Genomic DNA, 17215 nt, shown 5'->3' on the forward strand with positions numbered 1-17215 from the left:
CCTGGACCGGCGTCCGTATTGGAACCTGTTTCGACCAGGTGATCTTGACTAACCCACAGCTCAGGCCGCGTCGGCCGAGATCAGAATGAGATCTTTCGGTCGCCTGCTCAGCGGCCGACGAAGGCCGCCGAGCCCGGGCCGTCGGCCAGGTAGGAACGGAGGCCGATCACGCGGTCTTCGCTGGCAAACAGATCAGACCATTCGGTCTGTGCGCGGTCCAAGCCGTGCGGGCCCGCCTCGAAAACGGCCTTGGCGGCGGCGAGCGCTCGGGCCGGGCCGTCGGTGAAGCGCTGCGCCCAGGTGAGCGCCGCGGTGTAGACGTCGTCGGGCGGGACGACCTCGTCGACCAGCCCGAGCACCCGTGCCTCGTCGGGCTCGACGAAGCGGCCGGAGTAGACGAGGTCCTTGGCCGGGCCAGGACCGATCAGCAGCGCGAGCCGACGGATGCCCGCGAGCGGTATCAGACCGGCCTTGATCTGCGGCAGGCCGAGCTTCACGTTGTCGCCGATGATGCGCCGATCCGCGCCGAGCGCGAGCTCGAGGCCGCCGCCGAGGCAATAGCCGCTGATCGCCGCGACCGTCGGCTGCGGCAGCCTGGCCAGGCAACCGAGGTGGCGTTGCAGATCGCCCGCCATCGCCCTCGCCTGGTCCGCGCCGAGTTCGGCCAGCTCGGCCAGGTCGTCGCCCGCCGAGAACACCCGCTCGTCGCCGTAGAGCACAACCGCCGCCACCGTCGGATCCGTGGCGATCGAATCGGCCGCCTCCGCCAGCTCCCGCACCAGCTGCGCGTTCAGCAGATTCATCGGCGGGCGGGCGATCCGGAGGACGGCGACGCGGCGCGCGGCATCGGAAGGATCGGCCTGCGGCGTCGGCAGCTCCAGGGTCACGAATTCGGCCATGGGACGCCACGCTACCGGGTCGCCGCGCGCGAACTCACTTGCGGACAGATCCCCTGAGCTTGCTCTGATCCGGCAGATCCGCAAAGTAGCGCACGTTGCCGGGGAAGGTCAGCAGCTGCTGTCCGTCGACACCCGTGACCACCGGCATGATCGGTTCGATTACCGCCTCAGCGGCGAGAATCTCTGCGGTGGAACCGAATTCGCCCAACGCGTACAGCTGCGACCAGGTCGGCGGCAGCAGGATGTCGGTGCCTGCCCGCCACCGATCCAACGCCTCGGCCGAGGTACGCCAATGCACCTCGGCGGCCTCGGAGGTCGCGCCGTCGGCGAGCTGCCCCTCGGGCAGCACCGCGACGAAGAACCTGGTGTCGTAGCGTCGCGGCTCCAGCTCCGGCGTGATCCAATTCGCCCACGGCCGAAGCAGATCCGCGCGCAACACCAGGTGCTCCGCGGTGAGGAACGCGGCAAGGGACAACTCACGGCGTTCTAGTTTGCCGCGCGCCTCGTGGTACTCGGCGGTGTCGGAGACCACCGAGTCGGCGGTCGGACCGGCAAGCAGCACACCGCATTCCTCGAAGGTCTCGCGCACGGCCGCACAGACCAGCGCCTTCGCCCGCGGCTCGGTGGTAGCGAAACGCTCTGCCCACCAAGCAGGTTCGGGGCCTGCCCAGGCGATGTCGGCGGTGCCGTCGGACGGATCGACGCCACCGCCGGGGAACACGGTCATTCCCGCGGCGAACGCCATCGCGCCTACTCGGCGCTGCAGGAAGATCTCCGGCCCCGCGGCGCTGTCGCGCACCAGCATCACGGTCGATGCGTCCTTGACCGCCGGAGGCTGAGAGTCCGCCTGCACTTTTGTCTCACTCACCCCAGCACCATAACCCGCGCTCGGTGAACCTGGTCACCGCGTGTGCTCGGTCAGCGAGATCGCCGAACCGGCACTGGCAGCATCGCGCTAGTTCAGCGGGTGCGGTGCTTTCCCGCGCGACGTGCCCGCCGGGCGAAATAGCGGCCGTCGACTTGGTCGAGGGCGATCTGCTGACGGAAAGCATCGCTGAGGTTTTCGGAGGTGAGCACGTCGGTGAGCAGCCCCTGGGCGATGACCTCGCCCTCGTTGAGAAGCATGCCGTGGGTGAAGCCGGGCGGGATCTCTTCCACGTGGTGGGTGACCAGCACGATGGCCGGCGCATCCGGATCGGCGGCCAGGTCGCCGAGGCGCTCCACCAGTTCCTCGCGGCCGCCGAGATCGAGGCCTGCGGCAGGCTCGTCGAGCAACAGGAGTTCGGGGTCGGTCATCAGGGCGCGCGCGATGAGGACGCGCTTGCGCTCACCCTCGGAAAGGGTGCCGTAGGTGCGATCCGAAAGATGTTCGGCGCCTAGGCTTTCCAGCATGTCGATGGCGCGGTCGGTATCGACATCGTCGTAACGTTCCCGCCACCGGCCGAGCACCGCGTAGCCCGCCGACACGACCAGGTCGCTGACCTTTTCGTCCTTGGGCACCCGGCCCGCCACCGCTGCGGACGACAAACCGATCCGCGGCCGGAGTTCAGTGATGTCGACCTTGCCGAGAATCTCGCCGAGCAGGTGGGCGATGCCCGAGGTCGGATGCATCTCGGCGGCGGCCATGCGAAGCAGGGAGGTCTTGCCCGCGCCGTTGGGCCCGAGGACAACCCAGCGTTCGTCGAGCTCCACCTGCCAGGTGACGGGACCGACGAGCGTGTGGCCCGAGCGACGGACGGTGACGTCGGTGAAATCGATGAGCAGATCGGGATCCGGTTGCGGCACGCGGTCCATCTTGGACCACCCGCCGGACCGGCCGCCAACGCGGGCAGGTGCGGGTGCGCGTGTCGAGTGGGTCAGTGCCTGCGACCCGGGGCAAATACGTCACGTAGGCGCTGGTCGGCGCGCCGATCGGGGTCGAGGCGTTCACCATCGCCCGCATCCGCCTTGTGCATCACGCGGGCCACCGCGAGGGCCAAGGGAACCGACAACAGTACCCAGATTATGAGAATCACCAGCAGCGTTGTCATAGCTGGTCTTTCCTTCGGTCGAGCAAGGCGACGTTGCCTTGGTCCATCGAGCCTCCGCCCGGAGGCCTGGCAACAGTAGAGCACTACGTCCTCGGTATAGCTGCTATCAGTCATACCCAAATCACTGGCGGACAACGCCGCATTGGCGCGAGCTTTTACCGCACGGTTACCAAGATCGAGCAGGTACCGCGATCACCGTTATCGAGCCGGGCGCCACCTCGGTGAACCCGGCGTCGCGCACGGCAACGGCCGTCCCTTGCGCCACTGCATCGGTCAACCCCTGCCATCGACGCGCATCGGCCTCCCGCACCGAGCAGCAGAATTCGCGCTCCGCCCAGCGCAGAGCCCGCTCGGGGGTCAACGCACCCGCCAACAGCATGCTGGCGTGGCCGACCTGCGCGGCCGCCTTGCCGAGGGTCATCTCGAGTCCCGAATTCACCCAGAGCACCGGCAGATCCGGATCGGCGGGGCCTGGCTCGTCGTGTTCGAGGTCGGTGCCGCCGATCTGCAACCGCCGGATCCTCGGGTCGATGGCGCCGACCGGACCAGGGACAAGGGCACGCGCCTGCGCACCGTCCACCTCGACCGTCACGCCGTCCACGTCGTTCGCGGCGAGCCACTGGCCGCCGCGGGCGCGCCGGGTCACCTTGCGGATGCGAGAGCGCTTCCAGGCCAGGTAGCGCGCCGACCACTCGCCCTCGGGGCCGACCCGCTCGTCCAAGCACAGCGCGACCGATGCGGTGGCCGCCGCCGCGAGCAGGGCGCTGCGCAGCGGCGGGTCCACCTTGGGCAGGTGCAGCACAATCTGCATGGCCTGCACCATGGCCGGATCGTCGGGGTCGCCCGCGCCGCCGTAGCCGGTCGCCAACTCCGCGTGCCTGACCCGGAATCCGGCGATATCGAATTCCGCCGACTCCGTGGCCTGTTCGCTCGACTGCACCGCACTCCCCCGGGCATCCCGGACTCCGGCACCACATTCCGGGATGCTCGACATCACTCCACCTTGATCGTCAACGAAAACGTCTGCGCGGGTTCCACACCCTGCTCCCACGGCCGCAGATAGTTCATCACCAGCTTGGTCGCGCCGGGCACGGCACCGACGAAGGTCCACACCGACGTCCCGCCTGATCCCGGCATGACCGGCTTCGTGGGATCCGCCTTGTACTCCGGTTCGCCTTGCACCCGAACCAGATTGGCATCCACCTCGGCGATCTGCCACGAGTACCCGGTGGACGGGTTCGCGGGCAGCGTCACCACCAGCGACTGCCCGGTCTCGAGCCGCCGCTCCTTACCGTTGTCCGCCTCGGTCACCGTGACCGCGGCAGGCGCAGGGCCGGTCGTCGGCGCGGCCGATGAGCTCGACCCGGACCCGGACGCATCGTCCTTGCCACATCCGACAACCGTCAATCCGAGCAGCAACACCAGCAGAGATTTCCGCACCGTACCCTCCGATCACGCCGACGATCATGGTCGGCGTCAGCCTACCGACGGCAGGGTCTCGACCCGGCCATCGACACCGGGGTCAACTCAGCGGGACGCGGCGCACCAACCCGTCGTGCGCGTCGGCGGCCTCGATCTCGTGCCTGGTGACACCGAGGATGTACAGCACCGCGTCGAGGTAGGGGTGCGACAGCGCCGCGTCGGCGACCTCACGCAGCGCGGGCTTGGCATTGAACGCCACCCCGAGTCCGGCGGCATTGAGCATGTCGATGTCGTTGGCGCCGTCGCCGACCGCGACGGTCTGCTCCATCGGCACGCCCGCCTCGGCGGCGAACTTGCGCAGCGCGGTCGCCTTCGCGGCCCGGTCGACGATCTCGCCGACGACCCGCCCGGTCAGCTTGCCTCCCTTGATCTCCAAGGTGTTGGCCTGCATGAAGTCCAGCTCCAGTTCGTGCGCCAGCGGCTCGATCACCTGACGGAAACCACCGGAGACCACACCGCACTGGAACCCGAGCCTGCGCAGCGTGCGGATCGTGGTCCGTGCACCGGGGGTGAGCTCGATCCGGTCGGCCACCTCCTCGATCACCGACTCGTCCAACCCGGCCAGCGTCGCCACCCGCTGGCGCAGCGATTCGGCGAAATCGATCTCGCCGCGCATGGCGGACTCAGTGACCTTGCGGACCTCGTCCTCGACGCCCGCGTGCGCCGCGAGCATCTCGATCACCTCACCCTGGATGAGCGTGGAGTCGACGTCGAACACGATGAGCCGCTTGGCCCTTCGTGCCAGCCCGGCCCGCTCGACCGCGACGTCGACTTGTTCGGCTACCGCCACCTCGGCCAGCGCCGTGCGCAGCCGGGAGTCGGTGTCCGCGCCGGTGTCGGTCGCGGTGACCAGCAGCTCCATCCCGGTGACCGGGTAGTCGGCGATGCCGCGGATGCTGTCGATGTTGGCGCCGAGCGCGGCCAGCTGCCGCGACACCGAGCTGAACGCGTGCGCGGTGACCGGGGAACCGAGGATCACCACCGCATGGGTGGACATCGGCTGCCTGCCGATCGCCGCGTCGACCTCGACATCGACGTGCATGCCGACGGTGTTCATCGCCTCTTCGAGCTCTTCCTGCAGCGACTCGGGATCGCCTGGGCAGGTGACGAGCACGCCGAGGGTCAACCTGCCGCGGATGACGACCTGTTCAACGTCGAGCAGGCTCACGTGGTGCCGCGACATCGCCGCGAGGAGCACGGACGTCACACCGGGACGGTCGGGTCCGGTGACGGTGACGAGAACTGTGGTGTCGGCCAACTGATGTGCTCCAGGTTTAGAGGTGTTCCGTCGCAGGCCTGGACTTCATTGTCGCGTCGCTACGGGTGTACTTCGCCGCACAAACGAGTGTGCACCCGCTGTGGACCAGCAGGTGCACACTCATCGGTCGTCGTAAATCTACTGTGTCGCGGTCGCGCCCTCGGTGACCTCGTGGCTGTAGTGCTTGCCCGAGCCCCAGCCGACGTGCGCTTCGGCCCGCATCCGCTCGACCATGTGCGGGTAGTGCAGCTCGAACGCGGGACGCTCGGACCGGATCCGCGGCAGCTCGTAGAAGTTGTGCCGCGGCGGCGGGCAGGTGGTCGCCCACTCCAGCGAATTGCCGTAGCCCCACGGATCATCCACCGTGACGACCTCGCCGTAGCGGAAGCTCTTGAAGACGTTCCACACGAACGGCAGCATCGAGGCGCCGAGGATGAACGCGCCGATGGTGGAGATGGTGTTCAGCGTGGTGAAGCCGTCGCTCGGCAGGTAGTCGGCGTAGCGGCGCGGCATACCCTCGGCGCCGAGCCAGTGCTGCACCAGGAAGGTGGTGTGGAAGCCGACGAACGTCGCCCAGAAGTGCCACTTGCCGAGGCGCTCGTCCATCATCCGCCCGGTGATCTTCGGGAACCAGAAGTAGATGCCGGCGAAGGTGGCGAACACGATGGTGCCGAAGAGCACGTAGTGGAAGTGCGCGACAACGAAGTACGAGTCGGTCACGTGGAAGTCCAGCGGCGGGCTGGCCAGGATGACACCGGAGAGACCACCGAAGAGGAAGGTCACCAGGAAGCCGATCGACCACAGCATCGGCGTCTCGAACGTCAGCTGACCGCGCCACATGGTGCCGATCCAGTTGAAGAACTTCACACCGGTCGGGACCGCGATGAGGAAGGTCATGAACGAGAAGTACGGCAGCAGCACGGCGCCGGTGGCGTACATGTGGTGCGCCCACACCGCGATGGACAGCGCCGCGATGCCGAGGGTGGCGTAGACCAGCGTGGTGTAACCGAAGATCGGCTTGCGCGAGAACACCGGGAAGATCTCGGACACGATGCCGAAGAACGGCAGCGCGATGATGTACACCTCGGGGTGGCCGAAGAACCAGAACAGGTGCTGGTAGAGCAGGACGCCGCCGGTGGCCGGGTCGTAGATGTGGCCGCCGAGGTGCCGGTCGTAGGCGAGGCCGAACAGCGCCGCGGTGAGCAGCGGGAAGGCAAGCAGGACAAGCACGCTGGTGACGGCGATGTTCCAGGTGAAGATCGGCATCCGGAACATGGTCATGCCCGGTGCACGCAGGCAGACGACCGTGGTGAGCATGTTGACGCCACCGAGGATGGTGCCGAGGCCGGAGACGGCGAGGCCGAGGATCCACAGGTCGGCGCCGACGCCCGGCGAGTGCAGGATGTCGGTCAGCGGGGTGTAGGCGGTCCACCCGAAGTCGGCGGCGCCGCCGGGGGTGATGAAGCCCGCGGTCGCCATCGAGCCGCCGAACAGGTACAGCCAGTAGCTGAACGCGTTCAGGCGCGGGAAGGCGACGTCAGGCGCGCCGATCTGCAGCGGGAGCACGATGTTGGCGAAGCCGAACACGATCGCGGTCGCGTAGAACAGCAGCATGATGGTGCCGTGCATGGTGAACAGCTGGTTGAACTGTTCCGGCGAAAGGAACTGCAGGCCAGGCCGTGCCAGCTCGGCACGCATCAGCAGCGCCATCAGACCACCGACGAGGAAGAAGCTCATCGCGGTCACCAGGTACATGGTGCCGAGGACCTTGGGGTCGGTGGTCGTGACCATCTTGTAGAGGTAAGAACCCTTCGGCCCGGTCCGCGCCGGATACGGCCGAGTCGCTTCCAACTGAGGGACTGGCTTGGGCTCTACGGCAGTCACTGATCCTCCTGAAGGTGCCTTTAGGTCGCTCCGCAGGCTCCGCTGCTTGCATCCGTCCCCGTGTCGGAACAGACGACAGTTCGCTTGCGCTTCTGGAATCGTAAACCGTGCTGCCGCAGCAACCCGCACGGGTCCTACTCTGTGTCGTATTTCGTTGGTCGGGCCCGATCCTATGCCGTCGATGCGGTGTGCGCCGACCGCGCCGGCGACCGACGCCCGTTTCCGCATCGGCGGTGACGAGGACTGCGCGACTGGGTGGCCACGTCCCTGCGTTGCCCGCCCGCGCATGTACCCTCACCCGCATGCCGCTGAGCGCCTTCGTTCGCATCCGGAACCGCACAGCCTCCCCTCGATCCGGCCCCGCCCCCGTGGCGCGCCGGATCGGCCTGGTCGCGGCGTTATGCGGCGCCGTCGTCGCGGCGGGCTGCAGCACCCCGGCCGACGACGCCAGCTCGATCGTGCGGACCACCACGAACATCGCGGGTGCCGGCGTGGTCGGGCTCGAGCGCGACACCAGCAAGGCGTGCCCGCTGCCGAGCGCACCCGACGCGGGCAGCGGCAGCACACGGACCGTCACCCATGCGTCGGGCGTGTCGGAGGTGCCCGCGGATCCGCAGCGCATCGTCGTGCTCACCACCTCCGCGTTGGACGCGACCTGCGCGGTCGGACTGTGGGAACGCGTGGTCGGCGCGGTCACCCTCGACGGTTCCCGGCCGCAGCCAGCCTATCTCGGCACCGGCGTGCTGAAGATCCCCGGCGTCGGCTCGGCCGCCCAGCCGGACCCGGCCAAGATCGCCGAGCTGCACCCCGATCTCATCCTCGGCGACATCCCCACCGCCACCGCGAGTTTCGAGGCACTCCGGGCGATCGCGCCCACCGTGCTGGTCGGCGCAGGCAACAGCTGGCAGGCCGAATTCACCGCTCTCGCAGCGGGTCTCGGCCGTCGCGAGGCCGCGGACGCCGTGCTGGACGCCTACCACACCGAGGCGGCCGACGCGGGGATGGCGATGGCGGCGAAGCAGACGCAGGCCTCGCTCATCCGCTTCACCGCGGACACCGATCAGGTTCAGGGCAGCGACAGTTTCGCGGGCCAGGTCCTCGGCGACATGGGCGTGCAGCGCCCGCAGGCGCAGCGGGGCACCTCGTTCAACGTCACGCCGGACGACTTCGCCACCAAGGTCGAAGGCGACCTGATCTACGTGCTGCTGGCCGGGGACGAGGGCAAGAAGCACGGCGCGGCGGTGATGCGCACCGACCAGTGGAAGAACCTCGGCGCCGCGGGCGACAAACGGGTCTTCGCCGTCGAGGACACGGTCTGGCACGGCAACGGCCTCACCGCGGCCCGCGCCTTGCTCACCGATCTCACCGGCACGCTCAACGGGTTCGTCACGGACTGAATCTCATACCGGACCGAATCTCATACCGGGGTACCACCCGGGGTGAAGATTTCCCCACCCTCGGAGGTAGCTCGACCAGCGCTTGGGTTGCTGTCGAAGTCTCGTCCAGACGAGCAGATTAGAGGTACGCAAGAAACCTCTACACGAGACTCGAGGACGACATCATGGACACCAAGACCGCTTCGCTCGCCGACAACCTCCGCATGCTGCCGCTCACGCAGCCCGTGGCCGAGGTCGATCCGAACGCGGTCGTCGTCTCCACCGCCGACTGTGTCCTCACCTACGCCGAACTCGACCGCTGGTCCAACCGGCTTGCCCGGCTGTTGCTGCAGATCGGCGCCAACCTCGACACTCGGGTCGCGCTCGCGATCTCCGATGACATCGAGTCGGTGGTCGCCGAACGCGCCATCGTCAAGGTCGGCGGCACCCCGGTGCCGGTCGCGACCGACGGCATGTTCGCGCTCGGCACCACGCTCGGCGTGACCACCAAGGCACGCCGCGCCGACCTCACCGACCAGATCGACTGGCTGGTGCTGGACGATCGCTCGACCCTGCAGCGCTACCTCGCAGGCTCCGACGCACCGCTGCGCAACGACGAGTACCCGCTGCCGAAGTCCGCGTGAACCACCAGGCGCGCCCGAACGTATGACGTTCGGGCGCGCCTATCGGCATGTCCGAGCACGCATGTCGGCAAACCCCGTCGGCGCACACGTCATCGGTCCAGAATGAAATCTGTCGCGAGCTGTGCGGCAGGTGCTTCCACTATCGCGCTGGCCTGCGGCGTCATTCCGCGTGCCGCGGGCGGTAAGAATGTAGGACTCTTCATGCAACAGCCTTCCCCCTCGCCGATCGAGACCGGTGCCGGTCTGCCCGAGGGCGCTTTCGCGCTGTCGGCAGCCCAGCGCGGGATCTGGTTCGCCCAGCACATAGCGGGCGACACCCCGATTTCCATCGCACAGTATGTCGAGCTGAGCGGACCGATCGACCTCGATCTGCTGGCACAGGCGGCACGCCAGGCGGGGCGCGAGTTCGGCACGGGATATCTGCGGTTGCTGGAGATCGACGGTCATCCGTATCAGTTCGTGGACACCACGCTGGACGACAGCCTGAACACGGTGGACTTTCGCGGCGAGCGCGATCCGGAGGCCGCCGCGCACGCGTGGATGCGTGCGGAGTACGAAGCGCCGCTGGAGCTCACCAGGGACCGGCTGGTTCGGGTGATGATGCTGCGGATCGCCGAGGACCGCTGGTTCTGGTATTCCCGCATCCACCACATCGTGCTGGACGGCATGGGCGCGCTGACCATGGTGCAGCGCACCGGCGAGCTCTATAACGCCGTTATCGAGGGCAAGGAGCCACCCGCCGCCAAGGCCGAGGATCTGCGCAAGATCGTCGAGGCCGATCTGGCGTACCGCAATTCCGATCGCTTCGGCGCCGATCGCGAGCACTGGATGGCGCATCTGGACGGGATGGCCGATCCGGTGAGCCTGGCCGGGCGCAGCGCCGATGTCGACGCGCACCCGAGCCGGGTCGCAGGCGCTCTTCCGCGGGAGACCGCGGTGCTGCTCGATGCCGTCGCGAAGGCGGCGTCGTCGGGTGTCGCGCCGACCGTGGTCGCGGCCTTCGGCGCGTATCTCGCCGCGATGACGGGTGCGCCGGAAGTGATTCTGAGCCTTCCGGTTTCGGCGCGCACCACGGCGATCCTGCGGCGTTCCGGCGGGATGATCGCCAATGTCGTGCCGCTGCGGCTGCGGCTGACGCCGAGCACGACCGTCGGCGACGTGATCCACGCCGCGCAGGGCGAACTCACCGGTGCGCTGCGGCGCCAGCGCTACCGGCAGGAGGACATCGTCCGCGATCTGGGCTGGGCGATGGACGAGGCGGCGTCGTTCGGGCCGTCGGTGAACCTGATGATGGTGGACACCAGGATTCAACTCGGCGCGGTGACCGGGCGACTGCACGTGCTCACCTCAGGACTGATCGACGACTTGTTCGTCAACCTGTACCCGGGGGTGGGTGGCGAGAGCACCCACATCGACTTCCAGGCCAACGGAAACCTGTACAGCGACGCCGAATTGGCGGCGCACCATCGGCGATTCCTGCTGTTCCTGCACGAATTCCTCGCCGCGGGACCGCAAGCGGCGCTGTCGACGGTGCCGGTGGTGTCCGCGGACGAGCAGGCGCTCCTGGTGCCCGCGCGTGGGCCCGCCGGTGTCGCCGCCCAGACGTTGCCCGACATCCTCACGGCCGGTGCGGCACTCGCGCCCGACGCGGTCGCGATCAAGGCCGAGTCGGTGTCACTGACCTATCGACAGGTCGACGCGTACACCAACCAGCTGGCCAGGGTGCTGCTTGCGGCGGGCGCCGGACCCGAACGCACGGTGGCGATCTCGATCCCCCGGTCCGCCGAGTCGGTGCTCGCGATGATCGCGGTGGCCAAGACCGGTGCGGCGTTCGTGCCGATCGATCCCACCTATCCGGCCGACCGGATCGAGCACATGATCGGCGACAGCGGTGTCGTCGCCGGTGTCACCGTCGCGGCGGCGCGAAAGTCGCTGCCGGACCGGGTGGAGTGGTTGCTCCTCGACGACAACGCGACCGAGCAGCGGGTCGCCGCGCGGAAGACCGCGCCCATCACCGCCGCCGAGCGGCCCGCTGCGCTGCACCTGGATCAGGGCGCGTACATCATCTACACCTCGGGATCGACCGGCCTGCCCAAGGGCGTGCTCGTCGCGCATCGCGGCCTCGCGAACCTGGCGACCGGCTCCGGCGCCGGATTCAACGTGACTGCCGATTCCGTAGTGGCCCATGCGGTCTCGCCGAGCTTCGACATCTCGGTCGAGGAGATCCTGGTGACGCTCGCCGCGGGCGCGACGCTCGCGGTGGTGCCGCCCTCGGCCTATGCGGGCGAGGAGATGGCGCAGGTGCTGCGCGCGCATCGCGTCACGCATCTCAATGTCACGCCGACGGTGGTGGGTTCGCTGGATCCGGCCACGCTGCCCGACCTGCGCACGGTGATCGTCGGTGGCGACGCCTGCCCGCCCGAACTGGTGGCGAAGTGGTCGGGCCGCACGCTGCTGAACGGCTACGGCCCCACCGAAACCACGGTGACCACGACGTTGAGTGCGGCGCTCGTCCCTGGCGCGCCGGTCACCATCGGCAGCCTGGTGCGCGGCGTCACCGCGGTGGTGCTCGACCCGTGGTTGCGTCCGGTCCCGCCGGGCACGGTCGGCGAGCTGTATCTCGCGGGTCCAGGGCTAGCACGCGGGTATCACCAGCGCAACGGGCTCACGGCGGGCCGATTCGTCGCCAATCCCTACCAGGCCGGTGCGCGGATGTACCGCACCGGCGATCTGGTGCGATGGAGCACGCATCACGATCGGCTCGAGCTGGAATACCAGGGGCGCAGCGACTTCCAGGTGAAGGTGCGCGGGTTTCGCATCGAGCTGGGCGAGATCGACGCGGCGCTGCAGCGCCAGCCCGAGGTGGACTTCGCGATCACCCTCGGCGCCGAGACCGGTTCCGGCGCTACCGCATTGGTCTCCTATGTGCTACCGAAGCCCGGCGCCGAAGCCCACCCGGAGGCGTTGAAAGCGGCCGCAGGCGAGACACTTCCGGCCTACATGGTGCCCGCCGTGGTGATGATCCTGGACAGCATCCCGCTCACGCCGCTCGGCAAGGTCGACCGGAAGGCACTGCCCGCACCGGATTTCGGCGCACGCACCATCGTCAGCCGTGCCCCGTCCACGCCCAAGGAAGAGGCGCTGGCCGCCCTGTTCGCCGAGGTGCTCGGGCTGGAGACGGTCGGCGTCGACGAGAGCTTCTTCGCGCTCGGCGGCGACAGCATCGTTTCCATCCAGCTGGTGTCGCGGGCGAAGGCCGCGGGCATCGGGCTCAGCGCACGAGATGTGTTCGAGCGCAAGACCGTTGCCGCGTTGGCCGCCGTCGCCACCGAGGTGCGCGCCCAGGTGGTGCACGAGCTGCCCGGCGGCGGCGTCGGCGCGGTCGAGCTGACGCCGATCGTGCACGCCATGCTGGCGCAGGGCCCGACGTGGCAAAGGTACAGCCAGGCGGTGCTGATCGGGTTGCCCGCGGACATGACGCGGTCGCAGCTGGTCGCGGCCGTGCAGGCGCTGATCGATCAGCACGATCTGCTGCGATCGACGTTGCGGCGCACCGAGGACGGCTGGATGTGGGAGGTGGCCGAGCGCGGCTCGGTCGATGCCGACTCCCTGGTCGAGGTTCGCACCGCAGGCGCCGATGTCGAAGCAAGCACCGAACAGGCCTTGCAATACGCCGCCGATCTGCTCGATCCCGCGGCGGGCGTCGTCGCGCGGTTCGTGCTGATCGAGCGCGCGGGTGCCGATCCGGTCTGCTGGCTCGTCCTGCACCACCTGGTGACCGACGGCGTCACCTGGCGCATCCTGCTGCCCGATCTGGCCACCGCGGCGTTCGGCGGCACGCTCGCTCCGGTCGGCACCTCGTTCCGGCGCTGGGCGCACGGGCAGGCCGCGCAGGCCGGCGAGCGCACCGCCGAACTGGCGCTCTGGCAACGCATTTTGGCAACACCGGACCCGGCACTCGGCGCGGGTCCGCTCGATCCCGCGATCGATGTCGTGGCGACCATGGCGCAGCGGGAGACTCGGATCGCCACCGAGCTGGCGCACACCGTGCTCACCACGGCACCCGATCGATTCCATTGCAGCGCAGACGATGTGCTGCTCGCCGCGCTCGCCATGGCGGTGAGCCGATGGCGAGGCCGAACAGCGACGCTCGCCCACCCGTCGCCCGACCACCACCCCTCACGGAGTCGCTTCGCGACGCTGTTCACGCTGGAGGGGCACGGGCGCATGGACGCGATCGTGCCCGGCGCCGACGTCGCGCGCACGGCAGGCTGGTTCACCAGCGTCTACCCGGTGGCCGTCGACCTGACCGGGATCGACCTGGCCGAGGCGTTCGCGGGCGGCGCCGCGGCGGGCGCCGCGATCAAGACCGCGAAGGAACAGCTCAGGGCGGTGCCGGACAAGGGTGTCGGCTTCGGCATGCTGCGCTACCTGGACGCGGGCACAGGCGCGGCGCTCGCGGACGGGCCGACCCCGCAGCTCAGCTTCAACTACCTGGGCCGGGCGACGACCGGCGCGGACACCGGACCATGGCTGCCGCAACGCTTCGCGTCCACACAAGACGATCGCGCGCCGCTGGCCGCCGTGGTCGACATCAACGCCGTGCTGACCGATGCCGGGCTCGAGGTCACCTGGGCCTACGCGACGCGGCTGCTCGACGCGGCCGATGTCGATCGGCTCGCCGAGCTCTGGCACGAGGCGCTGCGGGCGCTGGCCGCGCACGCCGAGACCGCGGGCGCGGGCGGGCGGACGCCGTCCGACTTCGCGCTCGTTCCGGTGACCCAGCCGCAGATCGAGACCTGGGAGCGCGGCTATCCGAATCTCGCGGATGTATGGCCGCTCTCGCCGTTGCAGTACGGGCTGTTGTTCCACGCGCTGTACGACTCCGACACCGCCGACGGCTACACGGTGCAGTCGCTGCTCACCCTGGCGGGCACCGTCGACGCGACCCGGTTGCGCACCGCCGCAGCGGCATTGGTGGCACGGCACGAGAATCTGCGGGTCGCCTTCGTGGAGACCGACGACGGCCCACGCCAGCTCGTGCTCGCCGACGCCGAGATCCACTGGCAGGACATCGATCTCACCGACATCCAGGACCCCGAGGAGCGGCAGCGCGAACTGGACCGGGTGATCGCGCTCGACGCGCGCACGCGGTTCGACCTCACCCGCCCGCCGCTGGTGCGCTTCACCCTGGTCAGGACCGACGCCGACGCGTACCGGTTCCTGCTCACCAATCACCATCTGGTGCTTGATGGTTGGTCGACGCCGCTGCTGGTGCGCGAGCTGCTGACGCTGTACGTCACCTCGGGTGACGCGTCCGCGCTGCCGCCCGCGCATTCCTACCGCGAGTTCCTGTCCTGGTTGGCCGAGCAGAACAACGCCGAATCCCTTGCCGCATGGACGGAATCGCTGGCGGGCATCGACACCCCGACCCGCGCGGTGCCGAGCCTGGCAGGCATCGAGTCGACCGAGACCGGCATGCTCTCGACCGAGCTGTCCGCCGACGCCGTCGCCCGTTTGGAGGCCGCGGCACGTGAATCCGGCGCCACCGTCAACACGCTGGTGCAGGCGGCATGGGCCATGCTGCTCGCGATGCTGACCGGCCGGACCGATGTGGTGTTCGGCGGCACCGTCTCCGGCAGGCCGCCGGAGCTCGCAGGCGTCGAAGAGATGGTCGGCCTTTTCATCAACACCCTGCCGGTGCGGGTGCGGCTCGACCCGGCCGAGAAGGTGGTCGACCTGCTCGCCCGCGTGCAGGCCGAGCAGGCACGGCTGCTCGATCATCAGCACGTCGGGCTCGCCGCCATCCACCAGGCGGTCGGACTCGCCGAACTCTTCGACACCCTCACCGTTTTCGAGTCCTATCCGATCGACCGCGAGGCGCTCTCGCAGGCGCTCGACATCGCGGGCATGCGGGTGATCGACGTCGAAGGCACCGACGCGACGCCGTATCCGTTGAACCTCATGGTCATTCCGCTGCGCGGCAGCAACGGCAACGACACCCTCCGGATCAGCCTGAAATTCATGGCCGATCAGCTCGATCCCGCCACGGCACAGCCGCTGCTCGATCGCTTCGTGCGGCTGCTGACCCAGCTCGCCGACAACCCGCGCGCGCTGGTCTCCCAGCTGCAGTACTGCGACGACGCCGAACGTGCCGCGCTGCTGCCGGTGCACGGCGCGGCGTCGCTGCCGCTGCGCACGCTGCCCGAGATCCTCGCCGCGGGAGCGCAACTCGGCGGCGACGGGATCGCGGTCAGCGCGGGCGACCTCACCATGAGCTACCGCGAGCTCGACGCCTGGTCCAATCGCTTCGCCAGGATGCTGCTGAAGCGGGGCGTCGGGCGCGAGGTGTTCGTGGTGCTCGCGCTCACCCGATCGCTGGAATCGGTGGTGGCGGTGTGGGCACTGGCCAAGTCCGGCGCGGCCTTCGCGCCGCTGGACCCGAACTATCCGGTCGAGCGCATCGAGCACATGCTCACCGACTCCAAGGCGCCGATCGGCGTGACGGTCACCGCGTTCGGCGAGTCGCTGCCCGGCACCATCGACTGGCTGCTGCTCGACGACCTCAACACCATCCGCCGGGTCATGACGGTCTCCGATGCGCCCATCACCGACGCGGAACGCGGCGGGCCGATCGACATCGACCAGACGGCGTATCTGATCTACACCTCCGGCTCGACCGGCAAGCCGAAGGCGGTGCTGCTCAGCCATCGCGGCGTCGCCAATCTCGTGTCCACGCAACGGGAAACGCTCGATCTCGACGAGACGTCGAGTGCGCTGCAGGTGGCCTCGCCGAGCTTCGACGCCTCGGTGTTCGAGCTGCTGACCGCGCACGGTGCGGGCGGCAGGCTGGTGGTCTCGCCGCCGGATGTGTACGGCGGCACAGAGTTGGAGCAACTGCTGCGCGCCGAACGGGTGACCCACGCGGTGATCACCCCGTCCGCGCTCGCGACCATGGAGCCCACCGACCTCGACGATCTGCGGGTGCTCTCGGTGGCCGGTGAGGCCGCCACCCCGGAGCTGATCGAACGCTGGGCGCCGGGGCGGCGGATGGTGAACCTCTACGGGCCGACCGAGTTCAGCATCTGGGCCACCGGGCCCGCCGAACTCGTTGCTGGCGAGCCGATCACGATCGGCGGCCCGGTACGTGGCGCGGCGACCATGGTGCTCGACACCTGGCTGCGGCCGGTACCGGTCGGCGTCGCAGGCGAGCTGTATCTGGCCGGGCCCGCGCTGGCGCGCGGCTATTTCAATCGGTTCGAGATGACGGCGAGCCGGTTCGTCGCCGATCCCTACGGCGTCCCCGGCGAGCGGATGTACCGGACCGGCGACATGGTGCGCTGGGTGCCCGGCCGCGCGGACGAGCTCGAGCTAGAGTACCTGGGCCGCAGCGACTTCCAGGTGAAGATCCGCGGGCTGCGCATCGAGCTCGGCGAGATCGATGCGGTGCTCTCACGCGACGACGAGGTCGAGTACGCGGTGACGATCGGCCGCACCGGGCCTGCTGGCGCGACCGTGCTGGTGTCGTATGTGCTTCCACCGGAGAGGGTTCGGCTCGACACCGAGCGGCTGCGGGTGCGGGTGGCCGCCGAGCTGCCCGGGTACATGGTGCCGAGTTACCTGGTGGTGCTCGACACGATTC

General features: G+C 68.9%; 11 protein-coding genes. 3 read left to right on the forward strand and 8 right to left on the reverse strand.

The window, feature by feature from the left end; genetic code table 11:
• Positions 1-107: 107 nt before the first annotated feature.
• The 8 genes from ACGFNJ_RS29590 to ctaD form a co-directional block, all read right to left on the reverse strand.
• Entirely contained in the window at positions 108-899 is a 792-nt protein-coding gene (locus ACGFNJ_RS29590; RefSeq protein WP_393455218.1) for an enoyl-CoA hydratase-related protein, read from the reverse strand.
• 34 nt (positions 900-933) lie between these two features.
• Complete coding sequence (locus tag ACGFNJ_RS29595; RefSeq protein ID WP_393455398.1) at positions 934-1704, reverse strand: NUDIX hydrolase; 771 nt, start codon at positions 1702-1704, stop codon at positions 934-936.
• A 155-nt stretch (positions 1705-1859) separates the two neighbouring features.
• Positions 1860-2693: an ABC transporter ATP-binding protein gene (locus tag ACGFNJ_RS29600; RefSeq protein WP_393455221.1), complete on the reverse strand. Its 834-nt coding sequence runs from the start codon at positions 2691-2693 to the stop codon at positions 1860-1862.
• Positions 2694-2755: 62 nt separating this feature from the next.
• The gene (locus ACGFNJ_RS29605; protein ID WP_393455224.1) at positions 2756-2929 is read right to left on the reverse strand and encodes a hypothetical protein; all 174 of its coding nucleotides are present in this window, start codon (positions 2927-2929) and stop codon (positions 2756-2758) included.
• Between the two features lie 166 nt (positions 2930-3095).
• A complete protein-coding gene (locus tag ACGFNJ_RS29610) occupies positions 3096-3923 on the reverse strand; it encodes an aminoacyl-tRNA hydrolase (protein ID WP_393455227.1) in 828 nt (275 codons plus the stop codon).
• Positions 3923-4369 (reverse strand): protease inhibitor I42 family protein, encoded by a 447-nt coding sequence (locus tag ACGFNJ_RS29615; protein WP_393455230.1) that lies wholly within the window; start codon positions 4367-4369, stop codon positions 3923-3925. The genes ACGFNJ_RS29610 and ACGFNJ_RS29615 overlap by 1 nt, the downstream gene beginning before the upstream one ends.
• A gap of 82 nt (positions 4370-4451) precedes the next feature.
• On the reverse strand, positions 4452-5669 hold the full coding sequence (serB, locus tag ACGFNJ_RS29620) for a phosphoserine phosphatase SerB (RefSeq protein ID WP_393455233.1): 1218 nt from the start codon (positions 5667-5669) through the stop codon (positions 4452-4454).
• Between the two features lie 138 nt (positions 5670-5807).
• Positions 5808-7553 (reverse strand): cytochrome c oxidase subunit I, encoded by a 1746-nt coding sequence (gene ctaD / locus ACGFNJ_RS29625; protein ID WP_393455236.1) that lies wholly within the window; start codon positions 7551-7553, stop codon positions 5808-5810.
• 302 nt (positions 7554-7855) lie between these two features.
• Here ctaD and ACGFNJ_RS29630 point away from each other — a divergent pair, with 302 nt between their 5' ends.
• The 3 genes from ACGFNJ_RS29630 to ACGFNJ_RS29640 form a co-directional block, all read left to right on the forward strand.
• The gene (locus ACGFNJ_RS29630) at positions 7856-8950 is read left to right on the forward strand and encodes an ABC transporter substrate-binding protein (RefSeq protein WP_393455239.1); all 1095 of its coding nucleotides are present in this window, start codon (positions 7856-7858) and stop codon (positions 8948-8950) included.
• Positions 8951-9114: 164 nt separating this feature from the next.
• Positions 9115-9573: an AMP-binding protein gene (locus ACGFNJ_RS29635; protein ID WP_393455242.1), complete on the forward strand. Its 459-nt coding sequence runs from the start codon at positions 9115-9117 to the stop codon at positions 9571-9573.
• A 201-nt stretch (positions 9574-9774) separates the two neighbouring features.
• Positions 9775-17215, forward strand: a 7441-nt coding sequence (locus ACGFNJ_RS29640; RefSeq protein WP_393455245.1) for an amino acid adenylation domain-containing protein, incomplete at its 3' end; no start/stop codon positions are given.

Source organism: Nocardia sp. NPDC049149, assembly GCF_043197455.1.
In the GTDB taxonomy this organism is placed as follows: Bacteria; Actinomycetota; Actinomycetes; order Mycobacteriales; family Mycobacteriaceae; genus Nocardia.